We start from the raw sequence: 21240 nt of genomic DNA, 5'->3' as shown, positions 1-21240 counted from the left end.
AACGCCCATTTCTATCCATCCCGCCGACGCGCAGCAGATCGTAAACAGGTTCTAAACAAAGCTCGCATATGACCGATTCCCGTCCCGATCCGGACGCCCTGCTCGATGAGCTCAAACGCGAAGAACTGGACGCCCAGCGCGGCCGGTTGAAGATTTTCTTCGGCGCCTGCGCCGGCGTCGGCAAAACCTACGCCATGCTGGCCGCGGCCCGCGCCAAGCGCCAGGATGGCGCGACGGTGCTGGTGGGCGTGGTGGAAACCCATGGCCGCAAGGAAACGCAGGAGCAGCTGGCCGATCTGGACGTGCTGCCGCCGCGGCGGATCGCCTACAAGGGCCACGAGCTGTCGGAGTTCGACCTGGACGCGGCGCTGGAACGCCGGCCGCAGCTGATCCTGATGGACGAGTTCGCCCACTCCAACGCGCCCGGCTCGCGCCATCCCAAGCGTTGGCAGGACGTGGAAGAACTGCTGGCCGCCGGCATCGACGTCTACACCTCGCTCAATGTCCAGCACCTGGAAAGCCTGAACGACGTGGTCGGCCAGATCACCGGCATCGTGGTGCGCGAAACCCTGCCCGACCATGTGTTCGACCGCGCCGACGAAGTGGCGCTGGTGGACCTGCCGCCGGACGAACTGCTGGGCCGGCTGGCCGCCGGCAAGGTCTATCTGCCGCAGCAGGCCGAGCGCGCGGTGAAAAATTTCTTCCGCAAGGGCAATCTGCTGGCGCTGCGCGAACTGGCGCTGCGCCGCACCGCCGACCGCGTCGACGCGCAGATGCGCGCCTACCGCGCCGATCAGTCCATCAACCCGGTATGGCACGCGCGCGAACGGCTGCTGGTCTGCGTCGGCGCCAGCGCCGGCATCGATAAACTGATCCGCAGCGCCAAACGCCTGGCCGCCAGCCTGGACGCTGACTGGATCGCCGTTTACGTGGAAACGCCGCAGCAGCGCAAGCTGTCCGAAGAGCAACGCGCGCGCGTGCTCAAGGGCCTGAAACTGGCGCAGGAGCTGGGCGCGGAAACCACGGTGCTGGGCGGCAGCGAACTGGCGCCCACGCTGCTGGCCTATGCCCGCAGCCGCAATGCGTCCAAGCTGGTGCTGGGCAAATCCGCGCGCGGCGGCTGGTCGCGGCTGTGGCGCCGCTCGCTGGCCAGCGAGCTGAGCCGCCGTTCCAGCGATGTCGACCTGTACGTGGTGGCCCACGAGCAGGAAGATGCCGCCAGCGCCGATGCCAAAACCGGCGGCAGCCTGCTGTTCGAAGACCATGAACACCCGCGCTCGCGCTTCGGCTACCTCGCCGCCTTCGTCGCCTGCCTGCTGACCACGGCGCTGGCCGGCCTGCTGATTCCCCATGTGGCGCTGGCCAACGACATCATGATCTACCTGCTGGTGGTGGTGCTGGTGTCGGTGCGCTACGGCCGCGGCCCCGGCATGCTGGCCTCACTGCTGTCGGTGGCCTCCTTCGATTTCTTCTTCGTGCCGCCGCATATGTCGTTCGCGGTGTCCGACACCCAATACCTGATGACCTTCGTGGTGATGTTGCTGGTGGCCGCCATCATCAGCCAGCTCACCGCCCGCCTGCGCTTCGAAGCCAATATCTCCACCTATCGCGAACGCCGCACCCGCGCGCTGTACGATCTGGGCCGCGAACTGGCCGGCGCGCTGACCGCCGCCCAGATCGTCGACACCGCCGTCGGCCGGCTGGAGCCGCTGTTCAGCGCCAAAGTCAGCCTGTTCCTGCCCAATAGCGGCGACGAGGTGCGCCTGGCCGGAGAAGAGCACGGCTACGCCGACGTCGGCGTCGCGCAATGGGTTTACGACCACCAGCAGCCGGCCGGCCTAGGCACCAATACCCTGCCCGCCAACCCCGCGCTTTATGTGCCGCTGCGCGCGCCGATGCGCAATCGCGGCGTGATCGCGCTCTTGCCCGAGGTCACCGACCAGGCCTTCCTGCCGGAACAGCAGCGCTTGCTGGAAACCTGCGCCGCCCAGATCGCACTGGCGCTGGAGCGCGTGCATTACGTGGAAGTGGCGCAGGACGCCATCGTGGCGATGGAATCCGAACGGCTGCGCAACAGCGTGCTGTCGGTGGTGTCCCATGACTTGCGCACGCCGCTGACCACCATGGCCGGCCTGTCCGAGCGGCTGTGCTCGTCCAGCATGGACGACGGCCAGCGCGCCGAGATCGCCGCCGCCATCCAGGACGAAGCCTTGCGCATGAACAAGCTGGTGACCAATCTGCTGGACATGGCGCGGCTGCAATCCGGCGTCAAGCTGAACAAGGAATGGCAGATGCTGGACGAGGTGGTGGGCAGCGCGCTGCGCGCCGCCGAGCGCGGCCTGCGCGGCCGGGAACTGAGGCTGGAGCTGGCGCCGGACCTGCCGGTGCTGGAATACGACGCTGTGCTGCTGGAGCGGGTGCTGGTCAACCTATTGGAAAACGCCGGCAAATACACGCCGCCGGGCAGCCATATCACGCTGGCGGCCTGGCGCGAAGACGCCGAGGTGCTGGTATCGGTCAGCGATGACGGCCCCGGCCTGCCGCCCAATATGGAACAGCGCGCCTTCGATAAATTCTCGCGCGGCGCGGCGGAATCCAGCACCCCCGGCGTGGGCCTGGGGCTGGCGATCTGCCGCTCCATCGTGGAAATCCACGGCGGCCGCATCAGCGCGCGCAACCGCGCGCCGCACGGCGCGGAATTCCGCTTCAGCCTGCCGGCCGGGCACGCACCGGCGCTGCCGACGGAAGAAACGCCCTAACCCCAAAGAAACCCATGACCATGCAAGACGCACCGATCAGCATCGTCGTCATCGAAGACGAAAAACCGATACGCCGCTTTCTGAGCGCGGCGCTGGAAGAAGAAGGCCTGACCGTCCACGAGGCGGAAACCGGCAAGCAAGGCCTGATCGAAGTGGCCACCCGCAAGCCGGATCTGGTGATCCTGGACCTGGGCCTGCCGGACATGAACGGCCAGGACACCATCAAGCAGCTGCGCGAATGGACCGACCTGCCCATCCTGGTCTTGTCCGCGCGCACTCAGGAAACCGAGAAAGTGGCGGCGCTGGACGCCGGCGCCGACGACTATCTGACCAAGCCCTTCGGCGTGGCCGAATGCTTGGCGCGCGTCCGCGTGCTGCTGCGCCGCCGCACCCACGGCAGCGCAGCCGCGCAGCAGCTGTTCCAGTTCGGCGACATCAAGGTGGACCTGGTCAACCGCCAGGTGGCCAAGGCGGAGACGGCGGTGCACCTGACGCCGATAGAATACCGGCTGCTGTCCACCTTGATCCGCAACGCCGGCAAGGTGATCACCCATCGCGAGCTGCTGCTGGCGGTGTGGGGACCGTCGTTCTCGGAGCACAACCAGTATCTGCGCGTCTATATGGGCCACCTGCGGCAGAAGCTGGAAGACAATCCGGCGATGCCGCGCCACATCCTGACCGAGACCGGAGTCGGCTATCGGCTGGTGGAGGGCTGAGCGCATCGCCGCTTAGAGCCTGTTTACGATCTCGCATGCAAGGGCGAGACAAGGCGAAAACGGCTGAAAAAGCGGAGTGTACATACGGTACATGAGCATTTTGAAGACGTACTCATCGTGTAAGGCTCCACGCAGTGCAGCAGATCGTAAACAGCTTCTCAGAAGCTGTTCTTACTCCAGGGAGCCAGGGCCGCGCGCAGCCGCTCACGCGCTGCGCCCCACCCCGTTCTCCACCGCGAACACCGCCGCCTGCACCCGGCTGCTGAGGCTGAGCTTCTTCAGAATGTTCTGCACATGGATCTTGACCGTGCTCTCCGCCAGATCCAGGCTGCGCGCGATTTCCTTATTGCTCTTGCCCTGGGCCAGGAAACCGAGGATTTCACGCTCGCGCGGGGTCAGCCGGTCCAGCTCCTGCTCCGCCGGTTCCACCGGTGCCGCCGCGCCGTGGCGGAACTGGGCCATCAGTTTGGCGGTCATCGAATCGCTCATCACCGATTCACCGGCGGCGGCGCGCGCCACCGCCTGGGTCAGGAAGTCGGCGTCGATGTTTTTCAATAGATAGCCTCGCGCGCCAGCCTTCAAGGCCGCGGTCAGATCGTCGGCCTCCTCGGACACGGTCAGCATCACCACCGCCCGCTTGGCTTGATCCTGCAGCATCAGCGTCAGCGCTTCCACGCCGGAAATGCCCGGCATGTTCAGGTCCAGCAACACCACGTCCGGGTCCAGCTGCCTGGCCAGCTTGACGCCCTCGGCGCCGTCCGCTGCCTCGCCGACCACGTCGAAGCCGGCCTGGCGCGCCAATAAGGCCTTGATTCCACTGCGGAACAAGGTGTGATCGTCCACCAGCAGAATGCGTATGCTCTGTTCAGACATCTTCAAGTCCAGAGGTTTTTAAATTCAGATATGGACAGTATGAGAGTTGTCCTCACCGCGCGCCAGTTTCTCTGGACTTGTTCCAAGTCCGGCGAGCTGGCGCGCGACCAGGCCGAGCCGCCGGGCAAGCGGAATGCGGCAAGGGGTAATGAGCATCTCGCAGCGCTACTCACCATGCCACGCCTCAAGAAACGCAGCGGACTTTGAACAGGTTCTCAGGCCGCCAGGCGCCGCGCGCGCGGCAGCAACAGGCTGACCATGGTGCCGGCGTCCGGCGTGGATTCGATATCCAGCTGCAGGCCGGCGCGTTGCGCGCGCTCCTGCATGATGGATAGGCCGAAATGGCCGTCGCCCTTGTTGCGCACCGTGTCCAGGTCGAAACCGACGCCGTTGTCCAGCACGCTGAGCACGAACACCTCGCCGTCGTCGCTGAGGCTGACCGTGACCTGGCTGGCCTCGGCGTGCTTGCGCACATTGGACAGCGCCTCTTGTAGGATGAACAGGATCTGCAACTGCTGCTCCGGCCGCAATGGCGCGCCGGCGCCGGTGGAGCGCAGTTCCACCCGCAGCTTGGTCTGCTTGCGGAATTTGTCCAGCAGGCTGCTCACCGCCTGGCCCAGGCTTTCCGACAGCTTGGAGCGGAAGTTGTTGAGCAGCTCGCGCACATCGTCGTAGCTTTCCTGGACGCCGGCCTCGAACAAGGCCAGGGTGTCGTCCACCAGGCCAGGATCGCCGCTGTCCAGCGCCTGGCGCATGATCTGGGTTTGCAGATTCAGGAAGGACAAGCCCTGGGCGATGCTGTCGTGCAGGCCCTGCGCCACCAGGTTGCGCTCCTCCAGCACCGCCAGTTCGCGCTCCTTGGCCGCCAGCCGCAGGTTCTCGATCGCCACCGCCAGATGCTGGCCCAGCATCTCCAGCTGCCGCACCTGCTGCGGCGGCAGGATGCGCGCCTGGCGGAAGTGCAGATTGAAAATGCCCAAGGTGCGGTTCTGCGTCGCCACCGGAAAGGCGCTGACCACGCGGAAGCCTTCGCGGCTGCATTGCTTGTCCGCGCGGCCGCCCATATTCTCCACCCGGCTCTCGGCCATGGCGGCGGCTTCGCCGCACAGGCAGTCGCCCACCTTCAGGCAATGTTCCTCGCGCAGCAGCGCTTCCGGCAGGCCGTCGTCGGCCACCACGAATACCAGTCCCTGGCCGTGATCGGTCAAGCGCACCGCGCCGCCATCGGCGTCGAAGGCGCGCATCACCCGGGCAAGGAAACCCTTGCACAAGGCTTCCAGCGGCTGGGACTGATTGCAGAAGGAGGTGATTTCGTACAGCAGCGCCAATTCCTGGTTTTTCTGCTGCAGGCTGGCGGTCTTGCTGCGCACCCGCTCTTCCAGCGTGGCCAGCGATTCGGACAGGCATTCGGCCATCAGATTGAAGCCGGTGCTGACCTGGCCGAACTCGTCGTCGGTCTCCACCGGCACCCGCACGCTGTAATCGCCGGCCGCCAGCCGGCGTATGCCCTGGTGCAGCTTGTCCAGCGGCCGCAGCACGATCAGCAGCATCAGATAGATCAGCGCGACGGTGCCGACCACCGCCATGCTGGCGAGCAAGAGCTGCAGCAGGCGCAGATAATCGGTATTGCGCGCGTTATAGGCCTCCATGCCGCTGACGAAGGTGTTGATGTCCGCCACGTAGAGCGCCACGCGCTCGGCGAAACGGGCGGCCTCCGCGGTATTGTCGGCGGGCCGCGTCAACGCGTCCTGCAGTACCGGTTTCAGTTGCGCGCGCCACTGCTCTTCCACCTGGGCCAGCGCCTGCTGGATGTCGGCCTCGCGCGGCACCAGCAACGGGCGCGCCGGATCGCCGCGGCGCAGCCGTTGCAAGATCTGCTCATAACTGGCCATGTCGCGGCGCAGCGCGTCCGCACGCGCGCCGTCCTGGCCGCTGAGCTGCAGATCCAGCGCCATGCGGGTAACCCGCATGCGCAGACTGCCGGCGTCGTTGATCGCCGCCGCGCCGCCTTCCTGCTGCCAGGACAGCCACAGCGTGGCGCCGATGGAACCCAGCGCCACCACCAGAAAGGCCGCCAGCACGCCCACGATCTTGGCGCTGAGCCGCTGGCCCAGCGGGCCGCCCAACACCGGCGAGACGTTCAGCCGCATCGCCGCGGCCCTAGCCACCGGTCATCGACATGAATCGCACCAGCTTTTGCGGCTTTTCGCTGAATTCATGACGCTCCGGTTTCAGTTCTATCGCCCCGCGGATCGCCGCTTCCAGCTCGGCGTCGGAAATGCCGGCGCGCAGTAGCGGGCGCAGTTCGAAACTTTCTTCCTGGCCCAGACACATGTACAAGGTGCCGTCCACCGATAGCCGCACCCGGTTGCAGGTGGCGCAGAAGTGTTGGGAAATGGGGGTAATCAGGCCCAGCGAGAAGCCGCCGTCCTGGGTTTTCCAGTAGCGGGCCGGGCCGCCGCCCAGCGTGGCCGCCTGTTCCACCAGCTTGAACTCGGTTTGCAGCTGGCGCAGCACCGGCTGCAGGTCCAGGTAGTTGGCGGCGCGGCCGGTATCGCCCATCGGCATGGCTTCGATCAGCCGCAGCACGAAGCCATGCTCGATACAGAAGGCGACCATGGCGCCGATATCGGCGTCGTTGACGTCCTTCATCGCCACCATATTGATCTTGATCGGAGAAAAGCCGGCGTCCTTGGCCGCCATCAGGCCTTCCATCACCCGCGGCAGGCTGTCGCTGCCGGTGATGTCGTGCACGCAGTCGCGGCGCAAGGAGTCCAGGCTGACATTGACGCGGCTGACCCCGGCGGCGCGCAGCGCCTGGGCGTGGCGCGCCAGCTGGGTGGCGTTGCTGGTCAGCGACAGATCGTTGAGGCCGGGTAGCGCGGACAGGCGCGCCGCCAGTTCCGGCAGATTGCGGCGCAGCAGCGGTTCGCCGCCGGTCAGCCGCAAACGCCGCGTGCCCAGGCGCGCGAAAGCCGCCACCACGCGTTCGATTTCGTCGAAAGTCAGCCAGTTGGCCGGTTCTTCGAAGCCTTTGAAGCCTTTGGGCAGGCAGTAATTGCAACGCAGGTCGCAGCGGTCGGTCACGGACAGACGCAGATATTCGATGGAGCGCCCGAAGCGGTCGGTAAGCATGAGTTCCTCCATGGCAGCCAATGATACCGCTTAGTCGCAACCAAGTGGCCCGGCTGTCGCCGCCAATCTGAGATATTTCCAGATTCCATTTTACTAGCTAGACCAACAATTCGCAGTCCAACCAAAGCACGCTGGCCCCTAGTCACTTGTAACTAGGGGCCAGTCGGCTGAATTGAAGCCTGGGAGCCGGGTGGAGCCGCGCTCACCAGGGTGGGCCAGCGCAGCTATTAGACGTGCTTGAACTTATCCACCAACTCCACCAACTGACCGGCGGAGGCGTTGAGCCGGTCGGACAAGTCCGCCACCTCCTGCACCAGGCCGGAGTTTTCCTCGGCCAGGGACGCGATCACGCTGATATTGTTGGCCACCTCGCCGCTGGCCGCGGTCTGCTGCGCCATCGCCGCCGCGGTGCCCTGGCTCTTGGCGGCCGCCTCGCTGGCCTCGTCGTGGATTTCATCCAGATCGTGCACGGTCTGGCCCACCAGTTCCAGGCCGGACTCCATGCGCTGCCGCGCCTCCTGCATATGATGGGCGGCGGTCTGAGTCTCGCCGCGGATGTCTTCGATCAAGGACGTGATGTCCAGCGTCTCCTTGCCGGTGCGTTCGGCCAGCTTGCGCACTTCGTCGGCCACCACCGCGAAGCCGCGGCCCATCTCCCCGGCGCGCGCGGCCTCGATCGCCGCGTTCAAGGCCAAGAGATTGGTCTGGTCGGCGATTTCGCGGATGGCGGTGATGATGGAGCGGATGTCCTCGGACTTCTGCTGCAGGGCCTCGATCCGGCCGCCGGCGTCGCCCAGCACCGATGAGGTCTGGTTCATCGCCTGGGTGGTGCTGCGCATGCGTTCGCGGCCGTCGCTGACACTGCTCTGCATCTGCTGCGCCACGTTCAGCGACAGCCGGGTATTGGCGCTGACCGACTCTATGCCCGCGCTCATCTCCTCCACCGCGGCGGCGATGCCGGCCGCCGACTGGCTTTGCGCCTCCGATGCCTTGGCCGCGCGGTGAGAGATGCCCAGCATCGCATTGGCCGCGTCCACCAGGGAATGCGCATTGCCATTGACCTGATTCAGCGTCTTGGCGAAGGCTTCCACCAGGTGATCGAAGGCCTTGCCCATGCGCGCGATCTCGTCCTGCCCCTGGATGCCGGCGCGCGGACGCAGATCAAAATCCCGGCTCATCGAGGTCATCAGCAGTTCCAGCCGCCGCACCGGTCCATGGATGCCGCGGTAGATGGCGAAGCCCAGGCCGCCCAACAACAGGATCACCAGCGCGGAGCCGCCCAGCGTCACCCATAGATCGGTGCGCGCCTGGGACACCTTGGCGGCGACCTGGCGCGCCAGATCGTCCAGCAATTGATCCTGCAGCGTCTTCAAGGCGCCGATGCGCTTGCTCGCCGCCTGGAACCATTGCTCCGGCGTCACGCCGGCCGGCTGGCCCAGCGGCTGGCTCAACAGCTTCTCACGCAGCGCCTGCACCGCCCTGGCCTCCTCGCCGCCTTCCATCGCGTCGACGCGGCCGCGCAGGGCGTCATCCGCCATCAGCCGCAGCTGGCCGGCGCAGGCGGCTTGCTTGGCGTTCAGGCCCGCGGCCTGGCCGAAGCTTTTCTGGTCGAAGGCGCCGCTGCTGAGCACGCCGTTGACGTAGCCGCGCTCGCGGCCGGCGAACTCCTTCTCGCATTGCAGGCTCAGCAAGGCCGCGGTGCTGCGCAGCAGATCGCCGTCGCTATTGGCCTGTGCCAGCTTGGCGATCAGGCCGATCAAGGCGTCGATGCGGCCGGAATAGGCGGTGAAAGCCTCGGCCGCCGGCGTCGCGCGTTTCTCCACGTCGGCGCGCAATGGCGCCAGGCCGTCCAACTGTCCGCTCAGGGCGGACAGATCGCCGGCCAGGCTGCTGGCGGCATGATTGGCCGCCTCGTCGCGGAAGGCGGCCAGGTCCTTGTCGCTGACCGCGCGCGCCTGTTGCAAGGGCGGCGGCAGGCTGGCGGCGTGGCCGCTGAGAAAGCCGTTGCTAAGGCCGCGCTCGGTCTGCAAATCATGGATCAACTGGCTGGAACGCGCCGCCACCTGGATCAGGCGATCCGAGCGTTGCAACTCAGACAGGGTCTGGAAGCGATCAACGGCCAGCACCGAGGCGAGGCCGATCAGGGCGGCGGAAAAAGGCAGCAGCAGCAATAGCAGCTTGCTGGCGAGGGATAGCCTGGACAGCATGGCGGGCTCCGATCTCTATCGACTGTTTCTCTTGATTTTCCATGACAATGGAAACCAACACCCATCAATATAGATCAAGCCCGGTTCATGCTGAATACTGCGATAGGTTTAATGCCAATGGCCGGCTGGACAGCCGCGGCGGCTCAGCAACGGCCTTTCTTGGCCTGGCCCGGCGGGCAGAAATAGCCCTTGTCGCGGTGATGGCGGTGGTGACGATGCTTGCGATAGCGGCGGCCGTCGTCGTCGCGGCGTTCCGACGCCGCCGGCTTGCCGTAGTCGTGGCCTATGGCCGCGCCGGAAGCGCCGCCCACCGCGCCGCCGATGATGGCGCCGTTGCGGCCGCCCACCGCCTCGCCCACCGCCGCGCCGGCCGCGCCGCCCAGCGCGCCGCCGACGATGGTGGAAGTATCCGCCAGGGCGGTGGAGGCCAGGCCGGCCAGGCTCAGCGAAATGATGACAAGTGCGCGTTTCATGCGGCTAACTCCCGAATTTGAACAGATGGCCCAGATTAACCGTTTGGTTGACAGCCGGCTGTATCGAATTGTTAGGGATTGTTCGCTCTTGTTAGTACTACACAACTTCTCGAATTTATATGTAGCCGGACGGCATGAAAAATGGCGGAGCACCCCAAGGCGCTCCGCCATTTTTCATTCGAACCTTAACGATCCTGCGGGATCAGCCCCGCGGCCGCACCAGCTGCCAGGCCCGGCCCAGATAGCTCACCGCGCCGAAGCCGCTCCACACGTGCACCAGGCGGGTGAACGGGAAGATCACGAACAAGCTCATGCCCATGAACAGGTGCGCCTTGAACACCGGCGAGGCCTCGACGATGAAGATGGCCGCGTCGCCGCGCAGGGTGACGATGTGCTGGGCCCAGCTCATCAGCAACACCATCTCGTGGCCGTCCAGATGCTGCGCCGACACCGCAATGGTGCTGAGGCCCAGCAGCAAGGTGGCCAGAATCCACAGCAACACCAGCTTGTCGCGCCAGGTGGTGTTGGCCGCCAGCCGGTCACAGGTAAAGCGACGGTGCAGCAGGATCAGGATGCCGATCAGGCACAGGCCGCCCATGATGCCGCCGGCCGTCATCGCGAACACTTGCTTGAAGCTGTGGCTGACGCCCAGCGCGTCCCAGACCGCCAGCGGGGTCAGCAGGCCCACCAGATGGCCGAAGAACAGACCGATGATGCCGAGGTGGAACAGGATGTTGCCCAGCCGCAACTGGCCGCGATACAGCAGCTGCGAGGATTCGCTCTTCCAGCTGTACTGCTCGCGGTCGAAGCGGATCAGGCTGCCCAGCAGGAACACCGCCAGCGCGATGTAGGGATAGATGCCGAATACGAATTGGTGCAGATAGTTCATGTTGCTCTCCTGGCAGCGGGATTCAGCCCTGCGGCCGCTGCGGGTAAAAATTCACCGGGGCGATGGCCGGCCGCGCCGGCTTCAGCAGCGGCTCCACGCCGTCCGCGCCGGGGCCGAAGGTCTCCAGCATCTCGTCCATGTCGCGCACCGGCGGCACGGTCAGCGCTTCCGGCGCCACCGGCGACAGCAGCACCAGCCCCTGCAACACGCCGGCGTAGTGGGAATGGCTGTCGGCCAGCTTGGCGGCGACGTGGGCGATCACATGCACCGCGTCGGAAAGCAGGCGGGTGGCCTCCTCCGGCTGGCACTGCCCCAGGAACTCCAGGAACAGCGGCAGGTAGTCCGGCAGCTCGTTCGCAGCCGGCTCGAAACCCTGGGCCTGGTACTCGGCCAGCAGGTCCACCATGGCCTGGCCGCGGGCGCGGTCCTCGCCGTGGATATGCTCGAACAGGTGCAGCGAGTGGCTGGGATTGCGGTCGAAGGTCTGCACATAGCGTTCTTGCAAGGTGATCAGATCCTCGCCCTCCAGCGACAGCAGCAGCGGTTCCAGCAGCCGGGCGACGCGCGGCTCGGCCGCCACTTCGGCGCGGATGTCGTCCGCCGCCGCGAGCAGTTCCGGCTCCGGGTAGCACAGTAGCGCCGACATTGCCTGATAGATGCGCATGGCGTTCTCCTTCACTGACCGGAATTGGACTTGCGGTCGCGCCGCATGTCGTGGAACACGATGGGGGTCGCCTTCTTCTTGCCGAACAGGCTGGCCTCGGACTCGCCGCCGGAGCAGCCGTTGCCGAAGGTGAAGCCGCAGGACGCCTTGTCCTCGAAGGTGTTTTCCACCAATTCCTTGTGGCTGGACGGAATCACGAAGCGGTCTTCGTAATTGGCGATGGCCATCACCTGGTACATCTCTTCCACCTGGGCCGGGTTCAGATGCGTGCCCTTGAGAGTGGCGGCGTCCGACACCTTCTCCACGCTCTTCTTGCGCATATAGCGCCGCATCGCCACCATGGTTTCCAGCGCCTTCACCACCGGCTCTTCCTTGCCCGCGGTCAACAGATTGGCCAGGTACTGGATGGGGATGCGCAAATCCTTGACGTCCGGAATGATGCCGTTCTCGCCGATCAGGCCGTTTTCCATCGCGGACTGGATCGGCGACAGCGGCGGGATGTACCACACCATCGGCAGGGTCCGGTATTCCGGGTGCAGCGGGAAAGCCACTTTCCACTCCATCGCCATCTTGTAGACCGGGGAGCGCTGCGCGGCGTCGATCCAGCTTTGTGGAATGCCCTGCTTCTGCGCCTCGGCGATCACCTCCGGCGCGTTCGGGTCCAGGAACACGCCCAGCTGCGCCTCGTACAGGCTCTTCGGGTCTTCCACCGCGGCGGCTTCGTCTATCTTGTCGGCGTCGTACAAGAGCACGCCCAGGTAGCGGATGCGGCCGACGCAGGTTTCCGAGCACACCGTCGGCTGGCCGCCCTCAATGCGCGGGTAGCAGAAGGTGCACTTCTCGGCCTTGCCGGAGGTCCAGTTGTAATAAATCTTCTTGTACGGGCAGCCGGACACGCACATGCGCCAGCCGCGGCATTTGTCCTGATCGATCAGCACGATGCCGTCGTCTTCGCGCTTATAGATGGAGCCGGACGGACAGGAAGCGACGCAGGCCGGGTTCAGGCAGTGTTCGCACAGGCGCGGCAGATACATCATGAAGGTGTTCTCGAAGGCCGAGTACATTTCCTTCTGGATGCCTTCAAACAAGGCGTCCTTGCTGCGCTTGGAGAATTCGCCGCCCAGATCGTCTTCCCAGTTCGGACCCCATTCGATCTTGTCCATCTTCTTGCCGGTCAGCACCGACACCGGCCGCGCGGTGGGCGGAGTCTGCATTTCCGGCGCGTTCTGCAGGTGTTCGTAATCGTAGGTGAACGGCTCGTAGTAATCGTCTATCGCCGGCATATTGGGGTTGGCGAAGATATTGCCCAGGATTTTCAGCCGTCCGCCCTGACGCGGCTCCAGCTTGCCGTTGGGCTTGCGCACCCAGCCGCCCTTCCATTTTTCCTGGTTCTCCCATTCCTTGGGGTAACCGATGCCGGGCTTGGTTTCCACATTATTGAACCAGGCGTATTCGACGCCGTCGCGGCTGGTCCAGACGTTCTTGCAGGTGACCGAACAAGTGTGGCAGCCGATGCACTTGTCCAGGTTCAGCACCATGCCGATTTGAGCGCGGATTTTCATTCTTTATCTCCTGCCGGACTATCCATCCAGTCCACCTTGTTCATCTTGCGCACCACCACGAATTCGTCGCGGTTGGCGCCCACGGTGCCGTAGTAATTGAAACCCCAGGACAGTTGCGCGTAACCGCCAATCATGTGGGTGGGCTTGGTCACCGCGCGGGTCACCGAGTTGTGGATGCCGCCGCGCTTGCCGGACACTTCCGCGCCCGGCACGTTCACGATCTTCTCCTGAGCGTGGTACATCAGCGTCATGCCCTGAGGCACCCGCTGCGATACCACCGCGCGGGCGGTCAGCGTGCCATTGACGTTGAACACCTCGATCCAGTCGTTGTCCACGATGCCGGCCTTCTTGGCGTCATCCTCGGACAGCCACACGTGCGGGCCGCCACGGCTCAGGGTCAGCATGCGCAGATTGTCGGAATAGGTGCTGTGGATGCCCCACTTCTGGTGCGGGGTCAGGAAGTTCAGCACCAGCTCGTGATTGCCGTTGCCGCGCTTGCCCAGCACCGCCTGGGTGGTTTTCAGATCCACCGCCGGCTTGTACACGCACAGGCCTTCGCCGAAGGCGCGCATCCATTGGTGATCCTGGTAGAACTGCTGACGGCCGGTGATGGTTCTCCAAGGGATCAGCTCGTGCACATTGGTGTAGCCGGCGTTGTAGCTGACTTCTTCGCTTTCCAGGCCGGACCAGGTGGGCGAGGAAATGATCTTGCGCGGCTGCGCCTGCACGTCGCGGAAGCGGATGCTGTCATGCTCGCGCGGCTTGGCCAGATGGGTGTGGTCGCGGCCGGTGATCTTGGACAGCGCGTCCCAGGCCTTCACCGCCACGTGGCCGTTGGTTTCCGGCGCCAGCGTCAGAATCATCTCGGCGGCGTCGATAGCGGTTTCCAGCTTGGGCTGGCCCTTGCCGGCACCCTGGCTCGCCACCTGGTTCAGGCCGCGCAGGATGTCCACTTCATGGCCGGTTTTCCAGTTGATGCCCTTGCCGCCGTTGCCGGCTTTTTCCAGCAAGGGGCCGATGGTGGTGAACTTGTCGTAGATCGCGCCGTAGTCGCGCTCCACCACCGTCATCTTGGGCATGGTCTTGCCCGGCACCGGCTCGCACTCGCCTTTTTTCCAGTCCTTGGGATCGAAGGGCTGGCCCAGTTCTTCCGGGGTGTCGTGCATCAGCGGGGTCAGCACCAAGTCCTTTTGCACGCCCAGGTAGTCCTTGCCGATCTCGGACAGCTTCTTGGCGAAGCCCTTGTAGATCTCCCAGTCGGTGCGCGACTGCCACAAGGGCTGCACCGCTTCGGACAGCGGGTGGATGAAGGGGTGCATGTCCGAGGTGTTGAGGTCGTCCTTCTCGTACCAGGTGGCGGTGGGCAGCACGATATCGCCGTACAAGCAGGTGGTGGACATGCGGAAGTCCAGCACCACCAGCAGGTCCAGCTTGCCTTCCGCCGCCGGGCGCACGGTGATTTCGGTCGGCTTGATGCAATCGTCTTCCGAATTCAGCACCGCGTTCTGGGTGCCCAACAGGTATTTGAGGAAGTATTCGTGGCCCTTGCCGGAGCTGCCCAGGATGTTGGAACGCCACACGAACATATTGCGCGGGAAGTTCTGCGGGTTGTCCGGGTCGTTGCAGGCCAGGTCCAGCTTGCCGGACTTGAGGCCGTCCACCACGTAGGCGGCGGCGTCCTGGCCGGCGGCGGCCGCGGCGCGGGTCACCTCCAGCGGGTTGGCGGACAGCTGCGGCGCGGACGGCAGCCAGCCCATGCGCTCGGCCTTGGCGTTGTAGTCGATCAGCGCCATGCCGGCCATGCGGCCGTCGGCGGTGGGCGCCAGGATTTCGCCCACGCCCAGTTTTTCATGCCGCCACTGGCTGGTATGCGCATAGAAGAAGCTGGTGCCGTTCATCTGCCGCGCCGGGCGGTTCCAGTCGCCGGCGAAGGCCAGCGGCGCCCAGCCGGTTTGCGGGCGCAGTTTTTCCTGGCCCACGTAGTGGCACCAGCCGCCGCCGGACTGACCGATACAGCCGCACAGCATCAGCATATTGATGATGCCGCGGTAGGTCATGTCCATGTGGTACCAGTGGTTCAGCGCCGCGCCGACGATGACCATGGACTTGCCTTGGGTCTGGTCCGCGTTCTGCGCGAACTCGCGCGCCACCTGGATCACCAGTTCCGGCTTCACGCCGGTGTGCTTTTGCTGCCAGGCCGGGGTATAGGGCACGTCGTCCATGTAGTCGACGGCGACATTGCCGCCGCCCAGGCCGCGGTCTATGCCGTAGTTGGCCGCCATCAGGTCGAATACCGTGGCCACCAGGGTTTCGCTGCCGTCGGCCAGGCGGATGCGCTTGGCCGGCACATTGCGGGTCAGCAGTTCATCGTGCTCGGCGCCGAAGTAAGGGAAGCCAACGCCCACCACCGCGTCGCTTTCTTTGATCAGCGACAGCTTGCCGGACACTTCACGGCCGCTGGCGCCGTCCTTCTGCTCCAGGTTCCACTTGCCGGTCTTGCCCTCGGCCTGGCCCCAGCGGAAGCCGATGGAACCGTTGGGCGCGACGATGTCGCCGCTGGCCTCGTCGATCAGCAGGGTTTTCCAGTCCGGATTGTTGTCTTCGCCCAGGCTGTCTGCCAGATGGGAGGCGCGCAGGAAGTAGTCCGGAATGTAACGCTCGCCGTCTTGCTTCAGCGCCACCAGCATCGGCATGTCGGTATAGCGGCGGATGTAGTCGGTGAAGTAGCCGGATGGATTATCGAGGTGGAATTCCTTGAAGATCACATGGCCCATCGCCATCGCCAGCGCGGCGTCGGTGCCCTGCTTGGGCGCCATCCAGATGTCGCCGAACTTGGCCATTTCGCCAAAGTCGCTGGACACCGCCACCGTCTTGGTGCCCTTGTAGCGCACCTCGGTGTAGAAGTGGGCGTCCGGGGTGCGGGTCATCGGCACATTGGAGCCCCACACCATCAGATAGGTGGAGTTGTACCAGTCGGCGGACTCGGCCACGTCGGTCTGTTCGCCCCAAGTCTGCGGGCTGGCCGGCGGCAAGTCGCAATACCAGTCGTAGAAGGACAGCGGCACGCCACCGATCAGGCTGAGGTAGCGGCTGCCGGCGGCGTAGGACACCATGGACATCGCCGGAATCGGCGAGAAGCCCACCACGCGGTCCGGGCCGAACTTCTTGATGGTGAAGGCGTTGGCGGCGGCCACGATCTCATTGGCCTCTTCCCAGCTGGCGCGCACGAAACCGCCCTGGCCGCGCTTGGACTTGTACTGCTTGGCCAATTCCGGCGTCTGGCTGATCTGCTCCCAGGCTTCCACCGGGCTCAGGGTCTGGCGCGCCTCGCGCCACAATTTGGCCAGCCGGCCGCGGATCATCGGGTATTTGACGCGCTGGGCGGAGTAGACGTACCAGCTGTAGGACGCGCCGCGCGGGCAGCCGCGCGGTTCGTGATTGGGCAGGTCCGGCCGGGTGCGCGGGTAATCGGTCTGCTGGGTTTCCCAGGTGATCAGGCCGTTCTTCACATACACCTTCCAGCTACAGGAGCCGGTGCAGTTCACGCCATGGGTGGAACGCACCACCTTGTCGTGCTGCCAGCGTTGGCGGTAGGCGTTTTCCCAACCGCGATCCTCGTTGACGACGGCGCCATGACCATTGGCAAAGGTGGAGCGGGTCTTGCCCAGGAAATTCAAACGGTCGAGAAAGTGACTCATCTTGCCTCCAAATATCGGGGTCCGCGCCGCGCGGATCGGTGGCTCCAGCCACCGGGGGAAACGGACCTTTTCACTTGATTGCAAGCTTAGAACCTAGCGACAAGCATCGACATTCGCCGAAGGTTGGCGCGTGGCGGCGCATTGGCACTAGTCACGGTTAGTACTTTGGCGAGAAGGACTAGCCAGAAAGAACTAGTCCCGCGCATCCGGCGCTTGTCGCGGAAAAATAAAATGTTATAACATAACAAAAACGACGGCCGGGCCGGCTGTCTTCCCCATAGCGCAATCACTCAATTGGACCCCTCGCGATGACAAGCTCCGCCTCCCCCGCCGACGCCAGACTGCCGGTCACCGTGCTGTCCGGCTTCCTCGGCGCCGGCAAGACCACCTTGCTCAACCACATCCTCAACAACCGCGAAGGCCGCCGCGTGGCGGTGATCGTCAACGATATGAGCGAGGTCAATATCGACGCCGCCCTGGTGCGCGACGGCGGCGCCGCGCTATCGCGCACCGAGGAAAAACTGGTGGAAATGAGCAATGGCTGCATCTGCTGCACCCTGCGCGAAGACCTGCTGCTGGAAGTGTCGCGGCTGGCGCATGAAGGCCGTTTCGACCAGTTGGTGATCGAATCCACCGGCATCGCCGAACCAATGCCGGTGGCGGAAACCTTCACCTTCGCCGACGAGCAGGGCCGCAGCCTGGCCGACTCCGCGCGGCTGGACACCATGGTCACCGTGGTGGACGCCTGTCACTTCCTGCGTGACTACGCCTCGCGCGATCAGCTGCGGCAACGCGGCGAATCCCTGGGCGAGGCCGATGAACGCACGGTGGCGGACCTATTGATCGAACAAGTGGAGTTCTGCGACGTGATCGTGCTCAACAAGACCGATCTGATCGATTCCGCGGACAAGGAGCGGCTGGCCGGCATCCTGCGCCAACTCAATCCGCGCGCCCGCATCGTCGAAGCCCGCTTCGGCCAAGTGCCGCTGGACGCGGTGCTCGACACCGGCCTGTTCGACTTCGACGCCGCCGCCGACGCCCCCGGCTGGCTCGGCGAGCTGCGCGGTGAGCACACGCCGGAAACCGAGGAATACGGCATCGCCAGCTTCGTCTACCGCGCGCGCCGCCCCTTCCATCCGCAGCGCTTCTTTGAACTGGCGCAGCGGGAATGGCCGGGCGTGCTGCGCTCCAAGGGCTATTTTTGGCTGGCCAGCCGCCCGGCCCACGCCCAGCTGTGGTCGCAGGCCGGCGCGGTGTGCCGCCACGAGCTGGCCGGCCAATGGTGGGCCGCCACCCCGCGCGAACACTGGCCGCAGGACGAAGACAGCCTGCGCCAGATCGAAAGCCACTGGCTGGACGGCATCGGCGACGCGCGCCAGGAACTGGTGCTGATCGGCATCGCCATGAACGAAGCCGAACTGCGCCGGCAACTGGACGCCTGCCTGCTGGACGAGGCCGAAATGGCCGCCGGCCCGGCCGCCTGGGCGCTGCTGCCGGACCCGTTCCCGCCGCTGGAAACCCTTGGCGAGGACGCCGCATGAACGCCCCGCTTCCCGATATCGCGCGCAGCGGCGCCGCCGCCGCGCTGCTGCCCTTGAGCTGGGTGGGCATGGACGGCATCGCGCTGCCGCTGCGGCTGGCGGACGCCGCCCTCGGCTGCGTCGCCGCCCGCGCCAGCGTGCAAGTCAACCTGCCCCGGCCGGCGATCAAGGGCATACACATGTCCCGGCTCTACCGGCTGCTGCAGCCTCACGCCGGCGCCGCGCCGCTGAGCCCGGACGCCCTCGGCCGGCTGCTGCGGGCGATGGCGGACAGCCACGCCGACTGCGGCAGCGACGCCGCCCGCGCCGAATTCCGCTTTGAACTGCTGTGCCAACGCCCGGCGCTGGCCACGCCGGGCCTGTCCGGCTGGAAAGCCTACCCGGCCGCGCTGGGCGCCGAACTCGACGGCGACGGCTGCCGGCTGTGGGCCGAAGTGGAAATCGCCTACTCCTCCACCTGCCCCTGCTCCGCCGCGCTGGCGCGCCGGCTGATCGCCGACGCCTTCCTCCAACAACCCTGCGCGGCCACGCCGGACGCTGTTTACGACTGGCTGCTGGAACACGCCACCCTGGCCACCCCACACAGCCAGCGCAGCCAGGCGCGGCTGCGCTTCGACATCCCCGCCGACGACGCCGGCTGGGAGCTGGCGGCGCGCATAGACCTGGCCGAACAAGCGCTGGCCACCCCGGTACAAACCGCGGTCAAGCGCGCCGACGAACAAGCCTTCGCCGCGCTCAACGGCGCCAATCTGATGTATGTGGAAGACGCCGCGCGCCGGCTGCAGGCGGCGCTGGCCGGCCACGGCCTGAGCCGGGTCGACGTCCGCCACCAGGAAAGCCTGCACCCTCACGACGCGGTGGCGGCAAGTCAGCTCCCGGAGGGGCTCGCATGATACGCAAGAACCCTTCGGGCCACCTGCCGGTGATCGCCGAATCCGCCTACGTCGACAAAACCGCCATCCTCTGCGGCAAGATCATCGTCCACGACCATGTCTTCATCGGCCCCTACGCGGTGATCCGCGCCGACGAAGTGGACGCCAACGGCGAGATGGAGGCCATCGTCATCGGCCCCCACTCCAATATCCAGGACGGCGTGGTCATCCACTCCAAGGCCGGCGCCGCCGTCGCCATAGGCGCGCACACCTCCATCGCCCACCGCTCCATCATCCACGGCCCCTGCACCGTGGGCGAACGCGTCTTCGTCGGCTTCAACAGCGTGCTGTTCAACTGCCGCGTCGGCGACGGCTGCGTGGTGCGCCACAACGCGGTGGTGGACGGCTGCGAACTGCCGGCCGGCTGCTACGTGGCCTCCACCGAACGCATAGGCGCGGCCAGCGACACCGCACGCCTGCCCAAGGCCAGCGTGTCCGCCGCCGAATTCTCCGAAGACGTGCTGCGCGCCAACAGCGAACTGGTGCGCGGCTACAAAGCGCTGCAAAACGAGTTCTGAATGAGCGACATCCTGATCCGCAACGCCCGCCTGGTCAGCGACGGCCGCGAGTGGGAAGCCGACCTGCGCGTCGGCAACGGCCGCATCCGCCGCATCGATGCCAGCCTGCCCGGCCGCCCCGGCGACATCGACATCGACGCCGCCGGCCAATGGCTGCTGCCCGGCATGATCGACGACCAAGTCCACTTCCGCGAACCCGGTGCGCCGCACAAGGGCAGCATCGCCAGCGAATCCCGCGCCGCGGTGGCCGGCGGCGTCACCAGCTTCATGGACATGCCCAACACCCGGCCGGCCACCACCTGCCTGGACGCGCTGGCGGACAAGGAAAGCCGCGCCGCCGCCGGCTCGGTGGCCAATTACGGCTTCCACCTCGGCGCCACCCGCCACAATCTGGACTTGATCGCCGCGCTGCCGCCCAAGCGCGCCGCCGGTGTCAAAGTGTTCATGGGCGCCAGCACCGGCGACCTGCTGCTGGACGACCCGGCCGCGCTGGAACGGCTGTTCGCCGCTTGCCCGCTGCCCATCCTCACCCACTGCGAACACACGCCGCGCATCCGCGAACGCGAAGCCGCCTGGCGGCTGCGCTTCGGCGACGACATCCCGCCGAACCAGCACCCGCTGATCCGCGACGCCGAAGCCTGCTACCAATCCACCCGGCTGGCGGTGGAGCTGGCGCGGCGCCACGGCAGCCAGCTGCACGTGCTGCACCTGAGCAGCGCGCGCGAACTGGAGCTGTTCCAGCCCGGCCCCGTCGCCGGCAAGCGCATCACCGCCGAAGCCTGCGTCCACCACCTGCTGCTGGACGACGGCGACTACGCCCGCCTGGGCCACCTGATCAAATGCAATCCGGCGATCAAAAGCCGCGCCGACCGCGACGCGCTGCGCCAGGCGCTGCGCGACGGCCGCATCGATCTGATAGGCACCGATCACGCGCCGCACGCCTGGGAGGAAAAACAGCAGCCCTACGCCCAGGCCCCGGCCGGCCTGCCGCTGGTACAGCACGCGCTGCCGGCGCTGCTGGAACTGGTGGCCGACGGCGAACTGACGCTGCCGCAACTGGTGGACAAGACCAGCCACGCGGTGGCCACCCGCTTCGCCATCGCCGAACGCGGCTATCTGCGCGAAGGCTATTGGGCCGATCTCACGCTGGTGCAGCGCCTGCCCGCGCCGCGCCCAGTCTGCCGCGACACCCTGCTGGCCCATTGCGGCTGGACCCCGTTCCCGCATCTGGCCTTCCGCCACGCGGTCAGCGCCACCATCGTTTCCGGCCAAC

General features: G+C 65.9%; 15 protein-coding genes. 6 read left to right on the top strand and 9 right to left on the bottom strand.

Features of this window, described 5'->3' with window-relative positions:
• Positions 1–68 precede the first annotated feature (68 nt).
• Complete coding sequence (locus ACE3QM_RS21075) at positions 69–2759, top strand: DUF4118 domain-containing protein (protein ID WP_374424625.1); 2691 nt, start codon at positions 69–71, stop codon at positions 2757–2759.
• A 20-nt stretch (positions 2760–2779) separates the two neighbouring features.
• On the top strand, positions 2780–3475 hold the full coding sequence (kdpE, locus tag ACE3QM_RS21070; protein ID WP_048409856.1) for a two-component system response regulator KdpE: 696 nt from the start codon (positions 2780–2782) through the stop codon (positions 3473–3475).
• A gap of 204 nt (positions 3476–3679) precedes the next feature.
• Here kdpE and ACE3QM_RS21065 read toward each other — a convergent pair whose 3' ends face one another.
• From ACE3QM_RS21065 to ACE3QM_RS21025, 9 genes are all read right to left on the bottom strand, one after another.
• Positions 3680–4348 carry a response regulator gene (locus ACE3QM_RS21065; RefSeq protein WP_048409855.1) on the bottom strand — a complete coding sequence of 223 codons (669 nt, stop codon included), beginning with the start codon at positions 4346–4348 and terminating at the stop codon, positions 3680–3682.
• Between the two features lie 215 nt (positions 4349–4563).
• Positions 4564–6498 (bottom strand): type IV pili methyl-accepting chemotaxis transducer N-terminal domain-containing protein, encoded by a 1935-nt coding sequence (locus tag ACE3QM_RS21060; RefSeq protein WP_374424622.1) that lies wholly within the window; start codon positions 6496–6498, stop codon positions 4564–4566.
• A 10-nt stretch (positions 6499–6508) separates the two neighbouring features.
• Complete coding sequence (moaA, locus tag ACE3QM_RS21055; RefSeq protein WP_048409823.1) at positions 6509–7483, bottom strand: GTP 3',8-cyclase MoaA; 975 nt, start codon at positions 7481–7483, stop codon at positions 6509–6511.
• A 227-nt stretch (positions 7484–7710) separates the two neighbouring features.
• The gene (locus ACE3QM_RS21050) at positions 7711–9690 is read right to left on the bottom strand and encodes a methyl-accepting chemotaxis protein (RefSeq protein WP_374424620.1); all 1980 of its coding nucleotides are present in this window, start codon (positions 9688–9690) and stop codon (positions 7711–7713) included.
• 143 nt (positions 9691–9833) lie between these two features.
• The gene (locus tag ACE3QM_RS21045; protein WP_048409821.1) at positions 9834–10163 is read right to left on the bottom strand and encodes a glycine zipper domain-containing protein; all 330 of its coding nucleotides are present in this window, start codon (positions 10161–10163) and stop codon (positions 9834–9836) included.
• A 202-nt stretch (positions 10164–10365) separates the two neighbouring features.
• Positions 10366–11052: a respiratory nitrate reductase subunit gamma gene (narI, locus tag ACE3QM_RS21040; RefSeq protein ID WP_374424617.1), complete on the bottom strand. Its 687-nt coding sequence runs from the start codon at positions 11050–11052 to the stop codon at positions 10366–10368.
• Between the two features lie 22 nt (positions 11053–11074).
• Complete coding sequence (gene narJ / locus ACE3QM_RS21035; protein ID WP_048409819.1) at positions 11075–11716, bottom strand: nitrate reductase molybdenum cofactor assembly chaperone; 642 nt, start codon at positions 11714–11716, stop codon at positions 11075–11077.
• A gap of 11 nt (positions 11717–11727) precedes the next feature.
• A complete protein-coding gene (gene narH, locus ACE3QM_RS21030; protein ID WP_048409818.1) occupies positions 11728–13278 on the bottom strand; it encodes a nitrate reductase subunit beta in 1551 nt (516 codons plus the stop codon).
• The gene (locus ACE3QM_RS21025; protein ID WP_048409817.1) at positions 13275–16976 is read right to left on the bottom strand and encodes a nitrate reductase subunit alpha; all 3702 of its coding nucleotides are present in this window, start codon (positions 16974–16976) and stop codon (positions 13275–13277) included. Before ACE3QM_RS21025 ends, narH begins: the two co-directional genes overlap by 4 nt.
• 308 nt (positions 16977–17284) lie before the next feature.
• Between ACE3QM_RS21025 and zigA the strand changes: the two genes are divergently transcribed.
• From zigA to ACE3QM_RS21005, 4 genes are all read left to right on the top strand, one after another.
• Entirely contained in the window at positions 17285–18517 is a 1233-nt protein-coding gene (gene zigA, locus ACE3QM_RS21020) for a zinc metallochaperone GTPase ZigA (RefSeq protein ID WP_374424613.1), read from the top strand.
• Positions 18514–19410 carry a GTP cyclohydrolase FolE2 gene (gene folE2, locus ACE3QM_RS21015; RefSeq protein WP_374424611.1) on the top strand — a complete coding sequence of 299 codons (897 nt, stop codon included), beginning with the start codon at positions 18514–18516 and terminating at the stop codon, positions 19408–19410. The genes zigA and folE2 overlap by 4 nt, the downstream gene beginning before the upstream one ends.
• Positions 19407–19967 (top strand): carbonate dehydratase, encoded by a 561-nt coding sequence (locus ACE3QM_RS21010; RefSeq protein ID WP_048409814.1) that lies wholly within the window; start codon positions 19407–19409, stop codon positions 19965–19967. The genes folE2 and ACE3QM_RS21010 overlap by 4 nt, the downstream gene beginning before the upstream one ends.
• The coding region (locus tag ACE3QM_RS21005; RefSeq protein ID WP_374424608.1) for a dihydroorotase at positions 19968–21240 on the top strand (1273 nt) is incomplete at its 3' end. It abuts the gene before it with no gap.

It is taken from the genome of Chromobacterium sp. (assembly GCF_041912965.1).
Lineage (GTDB): Bacteria > Pseudomonadota > Gammaproteobacteria > Burkholderiales > Chromobacteriaceae > Chromobacterium > Chromobacterium aquaticum.
Note: the sequence above shows the minus strand (reverse complement) of the source record. Positions and strands in the feature narration are given on the sequence as shown.